General features: G+C 44.7%; 12 protein-coding genes, 1 pseudogene and 3 riboswitches. All 13 genes and pseudogenes read left to right on the forward strand.

Annotation, left to right across the window (positions count from 1 at the left end):
• Positions 1–18: 18 nt before the first annotated feature.
• The 13 genes and pseudogenes from FED51_RS03340 to FED51_RS03400 all read left to right on the forward strand — a co-directional run bounded on the left by FED51_RS03340 (position 19) and on the right by FED51_RS03400 (position 20,397).
• Positions 19–1,452: a 6-phospho-beta-glucosidase gene (locus tag FED51_RS03340; protein WP_053432256.1), complete on the forward strand. Its 1,434-nt coding sequence runs from the start codon at positions 19–21 to the stop codon at positions 1,450–1,452.
• Between the two features lie 146 nt (positions 1,453–1,598).
• Positions 1,599–1,751, forward strand: a riboswitch (cyclic di-AMP (ydaO/yuaA leader).
• A 73-nt stretch (positions 1,752–1,824) separates the two neighbouring features.
• Positions 1,825–2,481 (forward strand): potassium channel family protein, encoded by a 657-nt coding sequence (locus FED51_RS03345; RefSeq protein WP_134229781.1) that lies wholly within the window; start codon positions 1,825–1,827, stop codon positions 2,479–2,481.
• A gap of 2 nt (positions 2,482–2,483) precedes the next feature.
• On the forward strand, positions 2,484–3,830 hold the full coding sequence (locus tag FED51_RS03350; RefSeq protein ID WP_053432254.1) for a TrkH family potassium uptake protein: 1,347 nt from the start codon (positions 2,484–2,486) through the stop codon (positions 3,828–3,830).
• Positions 3,831–4,514: 684 nt separating this feature from the next.
• On the forward strand, positions 4,515–5,201 hold the full coding sequence (locus tag FED51_RS03355) for an ABC transporter ATP-binding protein (RefSeq protein ID WP_041820227.1): 687 nt from the start codon (positions 4,515–4,517) through the stop codon (positions 5,199–5,201).
• Positions 5,188–7,659, forward strand: a complete 2,472-nt coding sequence (locus FED51_RS03360; protein WP_053432252.1) for an ABC transporter permease — start codon at positions 5,188–5,190, stop codon at positions 7,657–7,659. The genes FED51_RS03355 and FED51_RS03360 overlap by 14 nt, the downstream gene beginning before the upstream one ends.
• 248 nt (positions 7,660–7,907) lie before the next feature.
• Positions 7,908–8,948, forward strand: a complete 1,041-nt coding sequence (locus FED51_RS03365) for a TAXI family TRAP transporter solute-binding subunit (protein WP_053432251.1) — start codon at positions 7,908–7,910, stop codon at positions 8,946–8,948.
• A gap of 113 nt (positions 8,949–9,061) precedes the next feature.
• Positions 9,062–11,020: a TRAP transporter permease gene (locus FED51_RS03370; protein WP_053432250.1), complete on the forward strand. Its 1,959-nt coding sequence runs from the start codon at positions 9,062–9,064 to the stop codon at positions 11,018–11,020.
• Positions 11,021–11,352: 332 nt separating this feature from the next.
• Positions 11,353–12,341: pseudogene (locus FED51_RS21735) on the forward strand (cellulase family glycosylhydrolase).
• A gap of 312 nt (positions 12,342–12,653) precedes the next feature.
• The gene (locus FED51_RS03380) at positions 12,654–13,610 is read left to right on the forward strand and encodes an AAA family ATPase (protein ID WP_053432247.1); all 957 of its coding nucleotides are present in this window, start codon (positions 12,654–12,656) and stop codon (positions 13,608–13,610) included.
• On the forward strand, positions 13,611–14,768 hold the full coding sequence (locus FED51_RS03385; RefSeq protein WP_053432246.1) for a DUF58 domain-containing protein: 1,158 nt from the start codon (positions 13,611–13,613) through the stop codon (positions 14,766–14,768).
• Positions 14,769–14,788: 20 nt separating this feature from the next.
• Positions 14,789–16,978, forward strand: coding sequence for a transglutaminase TgpA family protein (locus FED51_RS03390; RefSeq protein ID WP_053432245.1), 2,190 nt, complete (start codon positions 14,789–14,791; stop codon positions 16,976–16,978).
• A 38-nt stretch (positions 16,979–17,016) separates the two neighbouring features.
• Positions 17,017–17,118: riboswitch (purine riboswitch) on the forward strand.
• 140 nt (positions 17,119–17,258) lie between these two features.
• Positions 17,259–18,800 (forward strand): glutamine-hydrolyzing GMP synthase, encoded by a 1,542-nt coding sequence (guaA, locus tag FED51_RS03395; RefSeq protein ID WP_053432244.1) that lies wholly within the window; start codon positions 17,259–17,261, stop codon positions 18,798–18,800.
• 84 nt (positions 18,801–18,884) lie between these two features.
• A riboswitch (purine riboswitch) is annotated at positions 18,885–18,986 on the forward strand.
• Between the two features lie 106 nt (positions 18,987–19,092).
• The gene (locus FED51_RS03400; RefSeq protein ID WP_053432243.1) at positions 19,093–20,397 is read left to right on the forward strand and encodes an NCS2 family permease; all 1,305 of its coding nucleotides are present in this window, start codon (positions 19,093–19,095) and stop codon (positions 20,395–20,397) included.
• The last annotated feature ends 9 nt before the right edge of the window (positions 20,398–20,406 follow it).

The following is a 20,406-nucleotide window of genomic DNA, read 5'->3' on the forward strand; positions in this document are numbered from 1 at the left end:
AGTAAAGGAGTTTTTCATATGTCAAAGCACTCATTTCCAGAAGGATTTTTATGGGGGGGAGCGATTGCAGCGAATCAGGCGGAAGGCGCTTATCTTGAAGACGGGAAGGGATTAACGCTTGTTGATTTACTTCCGACTGGTCAAAAGCGTTGGGATGTTATGTTAGGGAAGCTGGACTCGTTTACGCCATTGGAAGGAGAGTTTTATCCTTCCCACGAAGCGATTGATTTTTATCATCGTTATCAAGAAGATGTTGCCCTTTTAGCTGAAATGGGCTTTAAAGCATTCCGACTTTCCATCTCATGGGCGCGTATTTTTCCTAACGGAGATGATCCAGAACCGAATGAAAAAGGACTGCAATTTTATGACGATCTCTTCGATGAACTATTAAAATACAACATTCAACCTGTTGTCACTATGGCCCATTTCGATGTACCCGTTCATTTGATTGAATCGTATGGAGGGTGGCGGAGCCGAAAGCTTGTCGGTTTATTTGAAACGTATGCGAAAACGATTCTTTCTCGTTACAAAGATAAGGTGAAATATTGGATGACCTTTAATGAGATCAATATGCTTCTCCACTTGCCATTTGTCGGAGCTGGTCTCGTATTCAAAGAAGGTGAGAATAAAAAGCAGATCCAATATCAAGCGGCCCACCATCAACTAGTTGCAAGCAGCTTAGCCGTAAAAGCTTGTCATGAATTGATTCCTGATGCGAAAATCGGATGCATGCTTGCCGCTGGAGCCACCTACCCATACACGTGTCACCCGAACGATGTCTTTGAGGCGATGACGAAAGACCGAGAGTCGTTTTTCTTCATTGATGTTCAGTCACGAGGGGAATACCCTGGCTATGCGAAGCGTTTTTTCCGTGATCATAACATCGTCATTGATATGGAGGAAGGAGACGAAGCGCTTCTTAAGAACCATACCGTCGATTATATCGGCTTTAGCTATTATGCAAGCCGAGTGACAAGCACAGATCCAGAAGTATTGAAAAACATAACATCTGGCAACGTGTTTGGTTCGGTGGAGAATCCATATCTAGAAAAATCGGAGTGGGGCTGGACCATTGATCCGAAAGGGTTCCGCACGACCGCAAACCAGCTTTATGATCGCTATCAAAAGCCATTGTTTGTTGTCGAAAATGGTCTTGGAGCCGTTGATGACGTCACCCTTGAAGGCGAAATCAATGACGAGTATCGGATCGACTATTTAAGAAAGCATATCGCTGAAATGGCTGAAGCGATTGCCGATGGTGTGGACATTATCGGCTACACAAGCTGGGGGCCGATCGACGTTGTGAGCGCATCGACTGGTGAGATGAAAAAGCGTTACGGGTATATTTATGTGGATCGAGACAATGAAGGAAAAGGTTCGTTGAGACGAATGAAAAAGAAAAGCTTCCATTGGTATAAAAAAGTGATTGAAACGAATGGGGAAAAACGATAATCCCTTTTAGAGGGGCCGTTTAGCAGCGGCCTCTCTTTTTCATTTTACTAGGGCTAAGAGGGCAGCCAAGTTTTTCTAAAAACAATATTGACAACACCCTTTAAGAGGAGTACATTTATGAGCGAAAACATAAAAAGATACTCGTGCACCTTTAATCGCTGAATCTCTATTGAGAGCGGGGGAACCATACCTGACAGAGTCGTTTCTGTCTTGGGGTGAATCTTATGTTTTTTATTAAGAAGGGATACTCTCCATCCCTAATCCGACAGCTAACCTCGTAAGCGTTGATTCGAGAGAGGGTCTCGATTTTTTTCAAGACCATCTTCTTTGAGGTGGTCTTTTATTGGTGCGATGGGAGAAAAGGAGCTCAAGATGAAGACACAATTTGCAGTCATTGGTTTAGGTCGTTTTGGTGGAAGTGTATGCCGGGAATTGTATCAGCTCGGTCATGAAGTATTAGCAATTGATACGAACGAAAGTAAGGTCAATGAGTTTACAACGCATGCAACCCATACGGTCATTGCAAATGCTACGGATGAAAAAGCACTAACATCTTTAGGAATCCGTAACTTTGATCATGTTGTCGTTGCGATCGGGGATAATATCCAATCAAGCGTGTTATGTACTTTGTTATTGAAGGAGCTCGGGGTACCGAACGTTTGGGTAAAGGCTCAAAATGATTATCACCATCGGGTGTTAGAAAAGATCGGAGCAGACAGAATCGTCCACCCTGAACAAGACATGGGGATTCGGATCGCACAGCATTTAAGCTCGGAAAAAATTATTGATTACATTGAGTTATCTGATGAATATAGCATCGTGGAATTAGTAGCCACAAGTAAAGTAGCAGACCAAACATTAGCCGACTTGGACATTCGGGCAACATACGGTGCGACAGTGCTTGCGATTAAAAGTGGTGAACATATGAATGTCTCTCCCCTGCCAACCGATATCATTCGGCTTAATGATATTCTCATTGTGATTGGTCATAATAATGATCTGAACCGCTTTGAGAGAGAGGGCCTGTAAGAATGGCACGACTTTTATCCAAGTCAGCATTAAAGGGGAAGGTCATTCATTTAAGCCCACCGCAAATTTTAGCGCTTAGCTTTCTCGTGTTTATTATGATCGGCACGCTCCTATTAAAATTGCCGATCGCATCAACTACGTATATTTCGTGGATTGACGCGATGTTCACAGCAACATCCGCTATTACAGTGACCGGTCTCGTTGTTGTCGACACAGGAACGGACTATACCGTGTTTGGCCAAGTGGTGATTATGATCTTGATTCAACTTGGCGGACTCGGATTAATGACGTTTGCGGTGCTTGCGGTCATGATGCTGGGAAAGAAAATTGGGTTGCAACAACGGATTCTCATCCAAGAGGCGATGAATCAAACGTCACTAGGTGGCTTGATTCGGCTCGTTAGGGTGCTACTCCTGTTCACTCTGGTGATGGAAACGATCGCTTTTATTCTCTTATCGGTCCGCTGGGTACCTGAATTTGGCTGGCGCGAAGGGATGTATCAAAGTTTATTCCATACAATCTCAGCCTTTAACAATGCAGGTTTCTCCCTTTGGTCTGACAGTTTATCTGCATACGTAGGCGACCCTGCGGTCAACCTGATCATTACGATTCTTTTCATTACGGGCGGGATCGGCTTTACCGTGTTAGCGGATCTTTGGTACAAAAAGACATTCCGTGCCCTTTCGCTACATTCGAAAATTATGCTGCTCGGTACGTTAGCTTTAAATTGCATTGCCTTTATTGCGATCTTTATTCTTGAGTACGCCAACCCGCACACCTTAGGGGGACTGGCTCAGTCGGACCGGTTTTGGGGCGCTTATTTCCAAGCGGTTACTCCGAGAACGGCAGGATTTAATACGCTTGAGATTGCCGATATGACGACGGCCTCAATTGTTTTGATTTTGTTGCTTATGTTTATCGGTGCCGGAAGTGCTTCGACGGCGAGTGGAATTAAGGTTACCACGTTTTTCGTGATGATCCTTGCCACTTGGTCGTTTTTAAAAGGGCGTGCCGAAACGGTCGTCTTTGAACGGACGATCAAACTGCATACGATCTTACGTGCCCTAGCGATTATCGTCATTAGTATGATGATTGTATTTATTGCTGTTTTCATATTGGCCATCACCGAAGACGCTCCATTTATTGTAAAAGTATTTGAGGTGTTTTCGGCCTTTGGTACCGTTGGTCTATCGATGGGACTTACAGGTGAGCTGACGACTCTTGGCAAAATGACCATTATGGTCGTTATGTTTATCGGAAGGGTTGGACCGCTCACAATGGCTTTCACGCTTGCGAGGCCAAAGCAGTCAAACATACGTTACCCTGAAGATGAAGTGTTTACAGGGTAATGATCATTTTCTTAATGAAACCTTTGCTTGGAGGAGCAGAGGTTTTTTTGATTATGCAATATGCATAAAAAGGATATGTTATAAAAATTTATCATAAAATGTTCCTATTTGGAAAAATATGATATAGTAAAAATTGTAATCTACTATTTTAGGAGGAGATCCGATGAAAAAACTAGTTTCGTCCGTTTTTTTGGCAAGTATTCTGACCCTATCGTCCTTTGCGTGCTTACCGAATCCGTCTAGTGCAGCTACTCTATCGAATGAACCCAACGAGCTGGAAGTAGATCAATTAAACGAGGTGTCTCCTATGGCTATTCCTACAGGTTTAAGATTGAGCCATCCACCTGAAATCACTGGAGCTTCTGCGACAGTAATATTTCAATTACGCTTTTCCGGTGATACAGCCGGAGGTCGATATCGATGGACATTAAGTACAGGAGATGGTAGACCAATAAGAAGCGGCTCTACTAATGCTACTAGCCATAGTGTTATGCATACTTACTCATTAAGTCCAGGATACTTGAATGATCGGTATACAATCCAAGCAACAGTCACTGGCTATAGTTCACAGAGTACTAGAAGCACGATTCAGCATTGTCGCACAAAATGTTCTTAATGAAAGAGAGGCAAGCACTAGCATATCCAAATGCTAGTGCTTGTTAATCATAATAATAGGAGAGACTTATGATGATTCAACTGAAGAATGTGTCAGTTACATACCAGGCTTTACACGAGACGTTAACGATTTTACAAGATATTACTTTAACCGTTGCTTCAGGAGAATGGCTATCGATCGTTGGCCCATCTGGATCGGGGAAAACAACGCTACTAAAACTAATTGCAGGTGCCCTCCAGCCAGTGAGCGGAACGGTGACGATCAATGAGCGATCCATTACTGACTTAGCTCATACAGACAGACAAGCGTTTATACGGACACAGGTTGCTTCGGTCTATCAACAGTTTCGTCTGCTCCCGCAATTTAATGTGCTGGAAAATGTCATGCTTCCGCTTGTTCCTTACGAGAGCCGAAAAACGATACGCCCTCGGGCGACAGAGCTGATTGATCAAGTCGGTTTAAGCCATCGAATGACCCACTATCCTCATCAACTGTCAGGCGGAGAGCAGCAGCGGGTTTCCTTCGCCCGGGCGTTGCTAACAGAGCCAGCCATCCTGTTGTGCGATGAACCGACAGGTAATTTAGATCAAGCGAATCGTGACAACATTTTAGACTTGTTGAGCCAATTACACGCTCAGGGGCAAACCATTGTGTTAGCGACTCATGACGATGTCGTCGCTCGCAGGGGAGATCGAACGATTTCCATTGATAATGGTACCATTCATAAAGGAGAACTTGGCCATGCTTCGTTATAGTTTCCGGTCGATTAAACGGAACTTTGCTAGCTCTTTGCTGTTGGTTGGGGCCCTTGTGGCGATATTTGTTGCAAGCCCCTTGAGCTTTTCGATGCTGTCGTCGATTCAAGCCGAAGTCGATGCAAACATCAAGCAGTATGCAAGAGGAAGTTATGATTTGCTTATTCGACCGATTGGTACACAGACAGCCGTAGAAACAACGCTTGGTGTCGTCGAAGAAAATTATTTGGCCCTTGGCGAAGGTGGAATTTCGCTTAACGAATGGGAAACTATCAAAGCACTCGATGGGGTAGAAGTGGCGGCTCCGGTTGCATCGCTAGGCTACTTTGCGGGAGAAACACACACTGTGGCAGTCGAATTTCCAAATAATAGCAGTTTTATTGAGGGACGATTTCAGACGTCAGATGGCCTACATACGTATCCGTTACAAGCAGGTGGCTCCTATTATGTGCTTGAACAAGAAGGTTACTACTATGGTTATGAATATGTACAACAAGGGAATGAAGAAATTCCAGGGAGTGGAGGTCCGCCTTTTTTTTCGATGCCTGTTACGTACCACTTAATCGTCGGCATCGATCAACAAGAGGAAGAAAAGCTTACAGGCTTTAATTTCTCCGCATTAAACAACAGCATCCCGGAAGGCTTTAGGTTTTATTTTGATCTTGATGTTGAGAGACATATTAAAATCATTTATTTGAAGGATGCGACTACGCCGCTAACTGTGCAAGTGGATGTAGCACCGATTGATTGGGAGACTGCTGATACGGAGCGCCTAAAGGATGAGTTAGGGCTCACCTATGACGAGCCGCTGTTTATTTCTGAACAATTTCCATCGTTATTTGCACAGTTTCAGGATCGGCACATTGGACCGATCGAAACGTATACCTTTGATCTATCTGAACACATGCCTCCATTTTCCTATGATCCTGTATCCCTTGACTACGACGGAAGCATGCATGAACCCATAGAGAATGCATACGGAGTGAGTGAATCATCCCGATTTTATCAAGCGTCCCCGATTGACTATGACATTCAAGCCGGAGGGCGCTTAAAGGTCAAGCAAGTAGGTGACTACGAAGGAATTCCAATTTACCGCACGATCCAAGAACAAGGAGGTGCTGCATACGAGTTGCATGGCATTGGGAAAATTCCGTTCTTGTTATACCCTGTCGGTCATTTTACGACAGCAGAGTACGAGCATTCCCTTTCTGCTAGCCCGCTCGGCATCTATCAACAAGCACCCTCCGTGTTATCGGATGGCACGATGCTCCATGAAACGATTGCACCGGGAAGTTTTGTCAATGCACCGGCCCACGGTCTGATGGCGTTAGAAGATGCGGCGTTTATTAAAGGAGATGCGCCGATTGATGCGATTCGAATACGGGTTGCAGGAATTACTGCGTACGATCAAGAGGCAGTGGATAAAATGAGTGAGGTGGCGACTGAGATTGCTAAATTAGGAGACTATCAAATCGATGTGATCGCCGGAGCCTCTCCTGCTCCGATGACGATGGACGTTGAAGGTATAGGAGAAGTTGTTCAGCCATGGACGAGCTTAGGGGCTGCCGCTACGATTCGTGACGGCTGGAACGGGACGAACGTCTTGATTGCAGGATTGTTCCTATTCGTAAGTATTAGTTATTTGGCGAATCGGTTTCATTTTAGACGCCATACGAAAAAAGAGGAGCAGGAGCTTTTACTTGATCTAGGCTGGAAAAAACGACATATCCGATGGCTGTATCTAATGGAAAACAGCTCGCTCATCTTCCTCTCTGCCGCAATAGCCTCTCTCATTTTGCTTACTTATATTTGGTTATATCAAGCAGATTGGTTCATTTTGATCTTTTTTGTTGCTGTCGTTGTGCTAACGTTTCTCTTTAGTTTGATCTATGTGTCGATGATGAGAGGCGTTCAGAAAATCTCTTTTCGAAGGCTAAAAGGACAAACGGTATGGATACGGAATCTGTTCTATTATCGGCGCTTACTGACGTTAAGCATCATTCAGCTAGCTTCGGTGGCACTGCTGCTCGCTTTTGTCGTCTCTTCGATTGCGGCGACGATTGCCCAAACAGGTGGAACCTATTTAGGTGTATATATTAATGATGCTGTATTTATACCTCTAGTGTCTGTTATGGTAGCAGCGCTGTTTCTTGCTGTCTTGACGGTCGGTGAGAGCACCTCAGCCTTTTTGCTTTTACGGAAAGAAGAGCTGCAAACATTGCGTGATATCGGCTGGCGTATAAAAGACGTCCACCGTCTCTGCTTAAAAGAGTCGGCTTTTTGGACAACTGGGGCGATTATGGGCGGTGTCGTCATCAGCCTTCTCACGGTCAGCGTGTTTTATTCGCTTTCCCTTTCGTTGCTTTTATTTGCTGTCGTGGCGGTCGTACTTCTAAGTAGTATTGCAATCGTAACGGCAGGAGGCATGATCCGATCCTCGTTACGAAAAATGGCATGATAACCGTGTAAAGGAGGTAAGGGCTAGCATGTTGCTAGCTCTTATTTCGCATTGATTAAAGGCTCTCTGCTGTTACCTCGAGACTCAGCAATCGCTGAGCTTTCTCTCTGTTTTCAGCCCATATAAACCTTATGTTTCTTTCTGAGACCAAAAAGAACGAAAAGATTAATAAAACCAAAATCACGCAAAACATGAAAGCGCTTTTATAATGATAATTGAAAGAAGATTCAAAAAAGGGGGAGCAAAGAATGAAAAAACTATCAAAGCGGTCGCTGTTGTCCGCTATTGTAGGAGTAAGTTTGCTAGTTACTGCAGCATGCGGTGGTGGAAGTGATTCAACAGGAGCGGATGAAGCTGGAGAGGTTGAAGAAAAAGAAAGACCGTCCAGCGTGGTGATTGGAACTGCTTCTCAAGGGGGCGTTTACTACATTTACGGTGGTGGATTGGCCCAGCTATTAGACCGTGAGCTTGGCGTAAGCTCAAATGTTGAAGTAACAGGTGGACCTGTTCACAACATGCAGCTCGTGAATGAGCAAGAACAGGACATTGGCATGATCACAATGGGTCCTGGCTATGAAGGTGTATTGGGAGAAGGGGATTGGACAGGTGGAGAGACGTATGATAACGTCCGTGTCATTTTCCCGATGTATACGACTCCTTTCCACTGGTGGTCGTTGGAGTCAAGCGGCGTAACGTCCATTGAAGACATGGACGGGATGCGTGTCGGTGTTGGACCTTCTGGAGGTACTTCCGGAACGTATCTACCAATCATTCATGAAGTGCTAGGTTTGGATATTACACCAGTTCTTGCAGGTGCTAACGATATGGTTAGCCAACAGTTAGATGGTCAGCTTGATGTCATTGGGTTTGCAGCAGGCCTGCCAATTCCGGCTGTTGCAGAAGTTGAAGCTCAGCGAGACATTCACCTATTTGGAATTGATGGAGAAAATCGTGACAAGGTTTTAGAAGCATTACCGTACTTTGAGCCGTATACCATTCCAGCGGATACGTACGATCAGCTTGATGAAGATCTAGAAACAATTGCGATGTTTAACTTCGGTATTACGTACAGTGAAATGAATGCTGACTTTGTTTACGAGCTTGTCAAAGCGTATCACGAAAACAATGATTTGCTTATGACTACACACTCTTCGGCAGAAGAGGCAGTACCAGAGGCAATTTTGCGAAATGAAGTTGTGCCTCTACATGTAGGAGCGATTCGTTATTACGAGGAAATCGGTATCGACCTTCCTGAATCCGTATATCCTGCTGAATGGGAAAACGAATAAAACGATTGTTGCAGCCCTTGCTTTCATGATGGAAAGCAGGGGCCGCAATAGTAAGCATTGTTCAAAAGATCGAATGTAGCAGTATCAACTACGAAAGGATAGGAGGGATTCCCATGGCTGATGAGCAAAAAGTGAACTCCGTTGTAAGTGAAGACAAGGCAAAAGAATTGGAAGAAGCTGTTGAAGGCCCATCCAACGCTCGTTCGTTAACAGGTTGGGTCGGAATTCTGTTCACTGTCATTGCGGTTGGGGGAGCACTCTTTCATTTATATATTTTAAACTTTCATCCGATTGAGCCGTGGATTTTTCGCAGCGTTCATATCGCGTTAGGAGCCGTTCTTGGATTTCTATTGTTTAGAGGATGGAAAACAGATTCAAATCGCGTTCATGTCGTCGATTGGTTGCTGATCGCTGCAACGTTGTTTGTCACCTTTTATATTTATCAAAATGTCTCGGCCTTGTTGTTCCGTGTTGGGGTTATGCCACAACCGATGGATACAATCGTTGCCGTTTTAGGACTTCTCATCATTCTTGAGTTGACACGGAGAACAAGTGGCTGGACGTTGCCAATTTTATCAGGGGTATTTATTGCTTACGCCTTTCTCGGACCGTGGCTACCAGGATTTTTGAATCACGGTGGGTATTCATTTGATCGATTTGTTACGTATATTTATAGCTTGGATGGAGTATTCGGCGTAACCGTTGACGTTTCGTCGAAATACATTTTATTGTTCATTGTTTTCGGGGCCTTTTTACAAATGTCCGGTGTCGGCCGATTTTTCATTGACTTTTCATTCTCATTGGCTGGTGGGATGAGAGGGGGACCGGCAAAAGTGTCCGTTATTTCAAGTGGATTGATGGGCATGATGAACGGGACATCTGCCGGAAATGCAGTAGCGACTGGGTCGTTGACGATTCCGTTAATGAGACGTGTCGGCTATAAAGGGCAGTTTGCTGCGGCGACGGAAGCGACCGCTTCTGCTGGGGGACAAATTATGATTCCGATCATGGGAGCCGGTGCCTTTATTATGGCGGAAATTACCGGAATCCGTTACTCGGAAATCATTATCGCAGCAGCCATCCCTGCATTCCTCTATTTCTTGTCTGTTTACTTCATGGTTGATTTTCAAGCGATTAAAAACGGAATGAAGGGGTTGTCTCGTAAAGAGCTTCCACCTCTCAAAGGAATTTTAAAGCAATCCTATTTGTTTATTCCAGTCGTCTTGCTTATTGCTTCCTTGCTTATGGGCTATTCGATAATCCGCTCAGGTACAGTTTCGATTCTCGCCTGCTTAATCGTGAGCTGGATCCACCCAACGACTCGGATGGGGCTAAAGAAAGTGCTCGGTGCATTAGAGCTAGGAATGAAAAATGTCATTCAGCTCTTAGCGGTATGTGCGTGTGCAGGGATTATCGTTGGGGTCATTGCCCTTACAGGGGTCGGCTTGCGATTTAGCTCCATGCTTTTAGGGATTGCGGATGCAAACAAACTGTTGGCCCTTCTATTTGCCATGGGGATCTCCATCATTCTTGGGATGGGTATGCCGACGACAGCCGCTTATGCCGTTGCAGCTGCCGTTGTTGCACCAGGTTTGATTCAGATTGGCATTGAGCCATTACACGCCCATATGTTTGTTTTCTACTATGCGGTCATGTCAGCCATTACGCCACCGGTAGCGCTCGCAGCCTATGCGGCGGCTGGTGTAGCAGGAACGGATCCATTCAAAACCGGGGTCGATGCATTCAAGCTAGGATTGGCAGCGTTTATCGTACCGTTTATGTTCATTTACAGTCCGGCGATCATGATGGAAGGCGAAATCATGAGCATTGCCCTTGCGACGATTACCGCTTCTGTCGGCGTCTACTTGCTTGCGGCAGCGGTTCAAGGTTGGTTTGCAGGTAAAGCTGCATTAACTGTTGTTCGTTTGCTCCTCATTGTCGCTGCTGTTTGTCTTATTCATTCAAGCTGGGTGTATGACTTTGTCGCCCTCGGAATCGTGGCTATTGCCTTTATTTTACAAAGAACGGTTAATAAACAAACACCATTGGATCCGAAGGCAAGTACAGTTTAAACATAAAAAATTGAAAGGGCTACTCCAAAAAGGGGTGGCCTTTTTTCTTTTCCGAGGTTAAAAACAACCGAGAGTGCTCTAGATCAGTCCCCCCTTTAGTTTTGCTCTGCATTAAGCGCGTGCTTCGCTTTTTTTAAGTTTCATTTGTTAAACATTCTGACATGATTTTTTGTCAAATAATGATCTTTTTTCTTATGGAACGATTGTGATAGATTGATGTGGAGTTTTGATAATTCTAAATTTTCATTTAAAAGGAGGTTGAGGTTTATTTACGATTTTGTTAACAGTTGGCCGTTGGTTTCGGGTACTTTATTTGGGGGTGATGGAATCTGATGAAGTGGATGAAATCCATGGCATGGTTGGCCGTTGTTTTGGTCGTTTCGTTCGTAGCTCCTGCCGTTAGTTCTGCTCATGAGGATGTGAAAACTCTCGATATTCAGTCCTATGTAAGAGACATGCAGCCGGGTTGGAATCTTGGGAATACGTTTGATGCCGTCGGACAAGATGAAACAGCATGGAGAAATCCACGTGTGACACGAGAATTAATTGAACGGATTGCGGATGAAGGGTATAAAAGCATTCGGATTCCGGTGACGTGGGAAAATCGTATCGGAGGGGCACCTGATTATCCTATTGATCCTCAGTTTTTAAATCGAGTGGACCAAGTGGTTCAATGGGCGCTGGAAGAAGATTTGTATGTCATGATTAATTTACACCATGATTCATGGTTATGGATTTATGAAATGGAGCACAACTACAATGGTGTAATGGTCAAGTATCGCTCGCTCTGGGAGCCAATGGACAACGACTAACGCCGGGGCAGGACTATGAGTTAAATGGAGAAAGACTTACAGTGAAGGCCCATGTCCTATCGGCAATCGCTGGCTCAGGTACGTTAGGTTCAAATGGCATGGTAACGGCCGAATTTAATCGTGGGGCAGATTGGCATTTTCGGGTGAATACGTATCGTACGCCTGTATTGCAAAGCACGCAAGGCCACGTGAGCAACTTCAGCATTCCTGCTTCCTTTAATGGGAATAGCTTAGCAACAATGGAGGCTGTCTATGTGGATGGCGGAAATGCTGGCCCGCAAGACTGGACCTCCTTTAAGGAGTTTGGCTATGCCTTCTCTCCTTCTTATGATACAAATGAGATGAAACTGACCGAGGCGTTTTTTCGTGAGGTGCGGGATGGTGAAGTTCGGTTAACCTTCCATTTTTGGAGTGGTGAAACAGTCAACTATACGATTATTAAAAACGGGAACCAGGTGACTGGGATAGCAGCTCAGACAACCAATTCAAAAAACAAAAATAAAAAATAAAATTGAAAGCGCTTTCTATGGTGTTGCCCGAATATCTGAGGTTCTTTAGTAGAATCCGATATTCGGGTTTTTTCATACATTATAGGGGCGCTTTTTTATGTTGCGCAGGTTAAATGGTTTTACGTATGGGAACCCTACTACTAGATTATTGTGCACTCTTTTTGAGTATCATTATCACCGTCTTATCATATGTATATGAGTTGAACCATCTAGTAACCTCTCTTAAAATTGGTAAAGGAAATGTAACGTTGTGATAGTAAGGAAATGGTATGATGGAGAGAGACGTGTGTTCGAGAAATGGAGGAACGTAGAATGAATGAAACGATGCAACGCATCGCGAGAGTCATAGAGAATGTGGAACGAGTGGTCGTCGGGAAACGTCAGGAAATCGAGCTGAGCCTTGTCGCATTATTTGCTAGCGGTCATGTGCTCTTAGAAGATGTACCTGGTGTAGGGAAGACAATGCTGGTGAAGGCGATTGCTCGATCACTTGGTGCCGATTTTAAGCGAATTCAATTTACCCCAGATCTTCTCCCATCTGATGTCACAGGAGTTTCGATTTATAATCAAAAAACGCAGCAATTTGAATTTCGTCCCGGTCCCATTATGGCCAATGTCGTTTTAGCGGATGAAATCAATCGGACCTCCCCGAAAACCCAGTCAGCATTACTGGAGGCGTTAGAGGAAGGTAGTGTGACGATTGAAGGGAAATCTCTTGTCTTGTCAAAGCCTTTCTTTGTTATGGCGACACAAAATCCAGTAGAATACGCGGGGACTTATCCATTGCCTGAAGCGCAGCTCGATCGGTTTTTGTTTCGTCTGCAACTAGGATACCCTAAGCCGGACGAAGAGCTGGATGTCTTAAAGCGGTTAGAGAAACAGCATCCAATCCAGGAGCTATCTCCAGTGATGGAAACAGAGGAGGTTATCCAACTCCAGGAAGAGATTAAGGATGTTTTCGTTGAAGATAATGTGAAGGCCTATATCGTTGAGATTGTCAATTTGACGAGAAAGCACCAGAAGGTTGAATTAGGCGTAAGTCCGAGAGGGTCGATTGCAATGATGAAGGCGGCTCAAGCTTATGCGATGATCCAAGGGCGTGACTATGTGATTCCAGATGACATCAAAACACTAGCACCATTTGCTCTTAGTCACCGCTTAATTTTAACAGCAGAGGCGAAAATGTCAGGGACTGATCATGAAGAGATCATACACGATGTACTGCAACAGGCGAAAGTGCCAGTCATACGAAAGGAACTATTGACGTAGATGAAAAAAAGCAAGCTGTTTGGAGTGTTACACCATACTTTCAAGGTTTTCTTACTCGTCGGTTTGCTCGTCGCCTCCTTTACCTATGCCATGTTTCAAGGTGGCTTTGTTAGCTGGTTTCTCTTTTATAGCGTTGTGACCGTGACCGTGCTCACCCTGATCGTGTTTCTTTTTTCCTTTCAAGGATTTGACGTAGAGCGATCGTTAAGTCAGAAAACGGCACAAGCCGGAGGGGAACTGACAGTCACGATTTATCTTCGCAGACGTTCCTGGCGGCCGTTTTTTTATATTCGCGTAAAAGATTTAGTCCCCTTATCGATCGGACGAACGGAAGGCACAGGGGCACTGTTTTTCTTTGGATTGCAACGAGAGTGGTCCTATCAGTATGTCATTTCTAATATTCGCAGAGGGGAGCACCGATTTGAGAATGTGCACCTAGTGTTCGGAGACTTGTTTGGATTGATTGAAAAAGAGACGACCGTGCCTGTTGAATCAAGTGTCTTAATCTATCCGAACGTTCATCATGTGAAAGAGTTACCACCGATTCAAAACCGAACCTTTTCACAGGGGAAAAGGGCGAATCGCAAACAGGAAGAGGAACGATCCCTTGCTGGTGTTCGTGATTATGTACCAGGTGACCGGTTATCAACGATTGATTGGAAGCAGTCAGCACGGGCGTTGAAGTTTGTGACCAAAGAGTTTGAATCATATGATGGGGAAGGGATTGTTGTTGCCTTTGATGCTTATTTAGAGACACTCTCTCCCACAAGCTTTGAAACCGCGGTTGAATTGGCAGCTTCTCTAATGTATAAAGTTTTGCAACAACGGCCTTCGCTAGAAGTGGCGGTTCGCAGAAAAGGGTGGCAGACGGTGACGATTGACACCCACATGCTCACACTTCCGTTAACGTTGCTCGCAAAGCTTCAACCGACGGAGGAGGGACCTAAGGCAAAGGATCCTGTCTATCTTTCTTGGAGAGGAGCAACGGTCTTCTATGTTTGCACAGAGTTGAGCGAGGCGATAGTCGAGGCCGCCCGTACGTTGCAAATGCAGCATGTGAATGTGCAAATCTGTCTTGTTGGTAAACATCGCAAGAACCAAGAGTTTGCTGAGCAATTAAAGCAGCACCGGATCCAGATTCACACGTTTGAACCGTAAGAAGAAGGGGGGGGTTTAAAATGGTTGAGAAAAAAACGATGAACCTAGGGAGAGATTTTTTTCTGTATGGTCTAGGCTTTTTATTATTAATGGAATGGTTGCTCCCCCTGCCTTCGATTACTGATACAGGATATATTCGTGTGTTTGTGATTTTCACTAGCCTTTTTTTCTTAATCACTTTTCTCCAGCTTCCTTTAGCTGTATCGATGGTAGTGAAACTCGGCTTCTCGATCTACGGCATTTATTTGATCTTTTATGAGAGCCCCTTTTTTGCATTGGACTGGCTTCTTCTGTTTGTGGCAGAGATGGGGGTTAATTTAGGATTTATCGTTGGTGGCAATTTCTACGCGTTAACCGATATGTTCAGGAGCTTTCTATTTTTCGTCTTGTTGTCGATTATGAGTTACTTGCTTTTTTATTGGATCGTGTACATGCGAAGAGCACTTTTCTTTTTAGTGCTTACGATTATTTACATTACGGTTCTTGATACATTTACGGCTTATGATGCCTCGATGGCGATTGTACGTACATTTGTTGTCGGCTTCGTACTTCTCGGACTTGTCACCATTTATAGGAAAATGGAGCGGGAAGGGGTTCGTGTCGGCTCGAGGTATTTGCCCTTGCGGTTAGGTTTGATGTTAGTAGCCGTCATAGGGATCTCTAGCATATTAGGCTTTGCTTTCCCTAAGCTCGATCCCCAATGGGACGATCCAATGCCGTTTATGCGTGCAGCAGTGGGACTTGATCCGTACTCTGACTCTGTCGAGGTGGTTCAACGGATCGGCTATGGGGATTCGGATGGTCAGCTAGGTGGCGGATTTATCGATGATGAAACGACCGTGTTTTACGTCACCGCTCCCGAAGCTCAATACTGGCGTGGTGAGACAAAGGACTTTTATACGGGGCGTGGCTGGGAGACAACCACACCGGAGCAAGTGCAACCGCAAGCTCCGTTAAGGACTGCCACCGAAAATCTCGTTTCTGTTGAGCAGCGAAGGGCAGAGGTTCAATTTGAAGATGGACAAGCTCGTTATGAGCATCTGTTCTATCCAGGACAGCTCGACAGCTCGGAGACGGCAGGCATTGTAGTCGACGCGTATACGGAAAAGGCTACGACGTATTCTGGATCAAGTCCAACCGTTCTTACTAGGTATGAAATTGACTATTATTATCCAACGTATTATATCGATCAGCTTCAGCAAAGCTCAGAAGTCGATCCACAAAACATTCAAGATTACTATTTGCAGCTCCCCGATTCGGTGCCGCAGCGGGTTTATGAGTTAGCCGAAGGAATTGTCTCTGAATACGAGAACCGCTATGATCAAGCAAAGGCGATCGAAAATTACTTTCAGAGGTCCGGTTTTCGATATGAAACAACAGATGTACCGATCCCGGAGGATGGGCAAGATTACGTAGATCAGTTCCTCTTTGAAACCCAGGCTGGCTACTGTGATAACTTCTCTACATCGATGGTTGTTTTGCTTCGATCGGTAGGGATTCCAGCGCGCTGGGCAAAGGGTTTCACAGCAGGAACGCTAGTGGACTCAACGAATGAACAAAACGTATATGAAATTCGTAACTCAAATGCCCATTCTTGGGTGGAAGTTTATTTTCCTGAGGTAGGCTGGGTTCCATTTGAACCGACACGCGGATTTACGAACGAATTTGATTTTACGGAAAGTCCTGTGGATAATCAGCAGAATACTGAAATTGAACAAACTGATCGAGAGGAGCCGTTAGAGACTGTAGAGAACGAAGAACAAGAAGTAGAGGATGCCTTCGCTGAGTTGGAGGAGGCTAGTACAGAAGAGGTAGCAATTTCTCCTGAAAATGGAGCGGGAGGTTTACCGTTCCCTCTTTGGTGGCTTGCGCTTCCGTTGCTGATCTTGTGTATGGCTTTATTTGCAGGTAACAAAAAGCTTGTCGGTTTGGCTTTGATTGGCTATTTCCGAGTTACCAGAAAGGAGGATGCGTTTGTCCATGCGTATAAACGGCTCCTCTGGTATTTAAACTATATAGGGCTAGGGAAGAAGCAAGGAGAAACACTTCGAGAGTACGCCGTACGTATTGATCAAGAGTGGTCTACGGAGACGATGACGACATTAACGTTTGAATATGAGCGATTGCTCTACAGTTCGGATGTGCCGGCAAACTGCTGGGAGCACGTAAAAGGGGATTGGTTGCAGCTAATGAGAAAAATTAGCTCTTGAACCTTTTGTCCTCGACTGATAAAATGTTTCCGTGTTTTACATGTAGATATCATCCCTTTCGTATATACTTGGAGATAAGGTCCAGGAGTTTCTACCAGATCACCGTAAATGATCTGACTATGAAGGTGGAATGGCTCGATATCTTCGTACGGAACGTTTGTCCTTGCGTAGGATGATGGCTAGAATTCTGCCTTTTTATAGATGGAGGGGGATTCTAGCTCTTTTGTTATTCGCTTTGTGAACGATGTGTTTTTATTCTTGGTAAAGGGTGATATGAATGATGGAACAATTATCAGAAGAAATGATTGTGGTTCTCGATTTTGGTGGACAGTATAATCAATTAATTACGAGACGAATTCGTGATTTAGGTGTATACAGTGAGCTTCACCCTAACACAATCACTGCAGAACAATTGAAAGAGATGAAGCCAAAGGGGATCATTTTTTCAGGAGGGCCAAATAGTGCTTATGCAGAAGGGGCGCCTAAATGCGATCCGGCGATCTTTGATTTAGGAGTACCTATTTTAGGGATTTGCTACGGAATGCAGCTAATGACACAGCATTTCGGAGGTAAGGTTGACGCGGCTGAGCATCGAGAGTACGGAAAGGCGACGATCACAGTAGAAAATCAATCGAAACTGTTCCAAGGGTTGCCTGTAGAACAAACGGTATGGATGAGCCATGGTGACTTGATTGTAGCACCACCAGAAGGCTTTGTTGTCGATGCGCAAAACCCGTCTTGTCCGGTGGCAGCTATGAGTGATGAAGCACGCAACTATTACGGTGTTCAATTCCACCCTGAAGTCCGCCATTCACAATTTGGCGACGACATGCTGAAAAACTTCGCCTTCGCTGTTTGTGGTTGCGAAGGAAATTGGTCAATGGAAAACTTCATTGAATTGGAAATGGAGAAAATTCGCGAGCAAGTCGGGGACAAACAAGTATTATGTGCCCTTTCTGGTGGAGTCGATTCATCGGTCGTTGCGGTCTTGATTCACAAAGCGATTGGCGATCAGCTCACTTGTATGTTTATCGATCATGGTTTACTGCGTAAAGGTGAAGCGGATAGTGTCATGAAGACGTTCAGCGAAGGGTTCAATATGAACGTAATCAAAATCGATGCAAAAGACCGTTTCCTATCAAAATTAGAAGGTGTCTCTGATCCTGAGCAGAAACGAAAAATCATTGGTAACGAATTCATCTACGTGTTTGAAGAGGAAGCAAGCAAGTTAAAAGATATGGACTTTTTAGCGCAAGGAACATTATACACCGATATTATTGAAAGTGGGACTGCCACGGCGCAAACGATCAAATCCCATCACAATGTCGGTGGACTTCCTGAGGATATGCGCTTTGAATTAATTGAGCCGTTAAATACATTATTCAAAGACGAAGTAAGAAAGTTAGGTACAGAACTAGGGATTCCAGATGAGGTCGTTTGGCGACAACCATTCCCAGGACCAGGCTTAGGCATTCGTGTTCTTGGAGAAATCACAGAAGAGAAACTTGAGATTGTTCGGGAATCAGATGCGATCCTACGTGAAGAAATTAAAAAAGCAGGGTTGGATCGCGAAATTTGGCAATACTTCACCGCCTTGCCGAACATGAGGAGCGTTGGGGTTATGGGCGATGCACGGACATATGATTATACAGTTGGTATCCGTGCGGTTACATCGATCGATGGGATGACGTCCGATTGGGCGCGCATTCCGTGGGATGTCCTCGAGATTATCTCTACGCGTATCGTCAATGAGGTGAAGCATGTTAATCGTGTCGTCTACGATATTACATCGAAGCCGCCAGCGACGATTGAGTGGGAGTAAGACGAATATTATTCGTTGTTTTTAACTTAATGTTCGTCTTTTGTATTGACGGACGCTAGTGGGTTTGCTACACTATTTTTGAAAAATAAATCGAAAACATCATTTCGTATAATGGCAGGAATAGGGCCTGCGAGTTTCTACCAAGCTACCGTAAATAGCTTGACTACGAAAATAATGGGTTTTTTACTCTTTATTTGTGGTCGAGCTTCAGGTAGCTTTCTATCTGGGGCTTTTTTTATGAAGTTCTTGCTCGTTTTCGAAATGGTGACGAATAGAAGGAGAGGAACTATCGATGGATCGCTACTTTGGATTCAAAGAGCATGGCACGACCTATGGCCGTGAATCAATTGCCGGTTTGACGACGTTTTTATCAATGGCCTACATCCTGTTTGTGAACCCACTTATTTTAGGTGACGCTGGCATGGATGTCCAAGCGGTGTTCATGGCGACTGCGCTAGCTGCAGCTATTGGAACCCTCATAATGGGGATCCTTGCTAAATACCCGATTGCGTTAGCTCCTGGAATGGGATTAAATGCATTTTTTGCGTATTCTGTTGTCATTGGAATGGGAATTGACTGGCAACTTGCCTTGTTCGGTGTTTTTGTTTCGGGAATTATTTTTATTCTTATTACAGTCTTTAAAATTCGTGAAGTGATCATTAACGCCATTCCGGCAGAATTGAAAAATGCTGCTGCCGCAGGTATCGGATTGTTTATTGCGTTTATTGGATTAAAAAATGCAGGCATTGTCGTTAGCGATGAAGCGACCGCGGTATCTTTAGGGCATATTCTCAACGGCCCGACGCTGTTGGCTTGCTTCGGTTTAATTGTAACGGTTCTTTTCATGGTAAGAGGCATTCAAGGTGGTATTTTTTACGGAATGATCCTTACGGCGATTGTTGGGCTGATTTCTGGGATCATTACGTATACAGGTGGGGGAATTGTCAGTACTCCGCCGAGTTTAGCACCAACGTTCGGACAAGCCTTCAACATTCAGATGACTGATGTGTTCTCCGTTCAATTTTTGATCGTCGTGTTAACATTCTTGTTCGTTGACTTTTTCGACACAGCGGGTACTCTTTATGGAGTTGCCAACCAAGCGGGCTTTATTAAAGATAATAAGCTCCCTCGGGCAGGTAAAGCATTGCTTGCGGACTCAAGCGCAACTTCCATTGGAGCAATCTTAGGAACGTCAACAACAACGGCCTACATTGAATCATCCGCAGGTGTTGCCGCCGGAGGACGTACAGGATTCGCTTCCATTGTCACAGCTGGATTGTTCGTCCTTGCCATGTTCTTTTCACCATTGTTGTCCGTAGTTACGGAACAAGTTACGGCAGCGGCTCTTATTGTTGTCGGAATTTTGATGGCTTCTTCTTTACGGTTTATTGATTGGACTAAACTCGAAATTGCGATCCCGTCATTTTTAACGGTGGTTGCCATGCCGCTTACGTACAGCATTGCAACAGGGATTGCATTTGGCTTTCTATTCTATCCGATCACGATGATTGTCAAGGGACGCGGGAAAGAAGTTCATCCGATTATGTATGCACTGTTCTTTGTGTTCTTAGCCTATTTCATCTTCCTTTCAGAGTAGGTGTTCTTA

Origin of the sequence: Halalkalibacterium halodurans, from assembly GCF_005671335.1 — a bacterium.
Classification (GTDB): domain Bacteria; phylum Bacillota; class Bacilli; order Bacillales; family Bacillaceae_D; genus Halalkalibacterium; species Halalkalibacterium halodurans.

Excerpts from the sequence above, each read along its gene's own strand:
- FED51_RS03340 (WP_053432256.1), top strand. The coding sequence starts at position 19 with ATGTCAAAGCACTCATTTCCAGAAGGATTTTTATGGGGGGGAGCGATT.
- FED51_RS03345 (WP_134229781.1), top strand. The coding sequence starts at position 1,825 with ATGAAGACACAATTTGCAGTCATTGGTTTAGGTCGTTTTGGTGGAAGT.
- FED51_RS03350 (WP_053432254.1), top strand. The coding sequence starts at position 2,484 with ATGGCACGACTTTTATCCAAGTCAGCATTAAAGGGGAAGGTCATTCAT.
- FED51_RS03355 (WP_041820227.1), top strand. The coding sequence starts at position 4,515 with ATGATGATTCAACTGAAGAATGTGTCAGTTACATACCAGGCTTTACAC.
- FED51_RS03360 (WP_053432252.1), top strand. The coding sequence starts at position 5,188 with ATGCTTCGTTATAGTTTCCGGTCGATTAAACGGAACTTTGCTAGCTCT.
- FED51_RS03365 (WP_053432251.1), top strand. The coding sequence starts at position 7,908 with ATGAAAAAACTATCAAAGCGGTCGCTGTTGTCCGCTATTGTAGGAGTA.
- FED51_RS03370 (WP_053432250.1), top strand. The coding sequence starts at position 9,062 with ATGGCTGATGAGCAAAAAGTGAACTCCGTTGTAAGTGAAGACAAGGCA.
- FED51_RS03380 (WP_053432247.1), top strand. The coding sequence starts at position 12,654 with ATGAATGAAACGATGCAACGCATCGCGAGAGTCATAGAGAATGTGGAA.
- FED51_RS03385 (WP_053432246.1), top strand. The coding sequence starts at position 13,611 with ATGAAAAAAAGCAAGCTGTTTGGAGTGTTACACCATACTTTCAAGGTT.
- FED51_RS03390 (WP_053432245.1), top strand. The coding sequence starts at position 14,789 with ATGGTTGAGAAAAAAACGATGAACCTAGGGAGAGATTTTTTTCTGTAT.
- guaA (WP_053432244.1), top strand. The coding sequence starts at position 17,259 with ATGGAACAATTATCAGAAGAAATGATTGTGGTTCTCGATTTTGGTGGA.
- FED51_RS03400 (WP_053432243.1), top strand. The coding sequence starts at position 19,093 with ATGGATCGCTACTTTGGATTCAAAGAGCATGGCACGACCTATGGCCGT.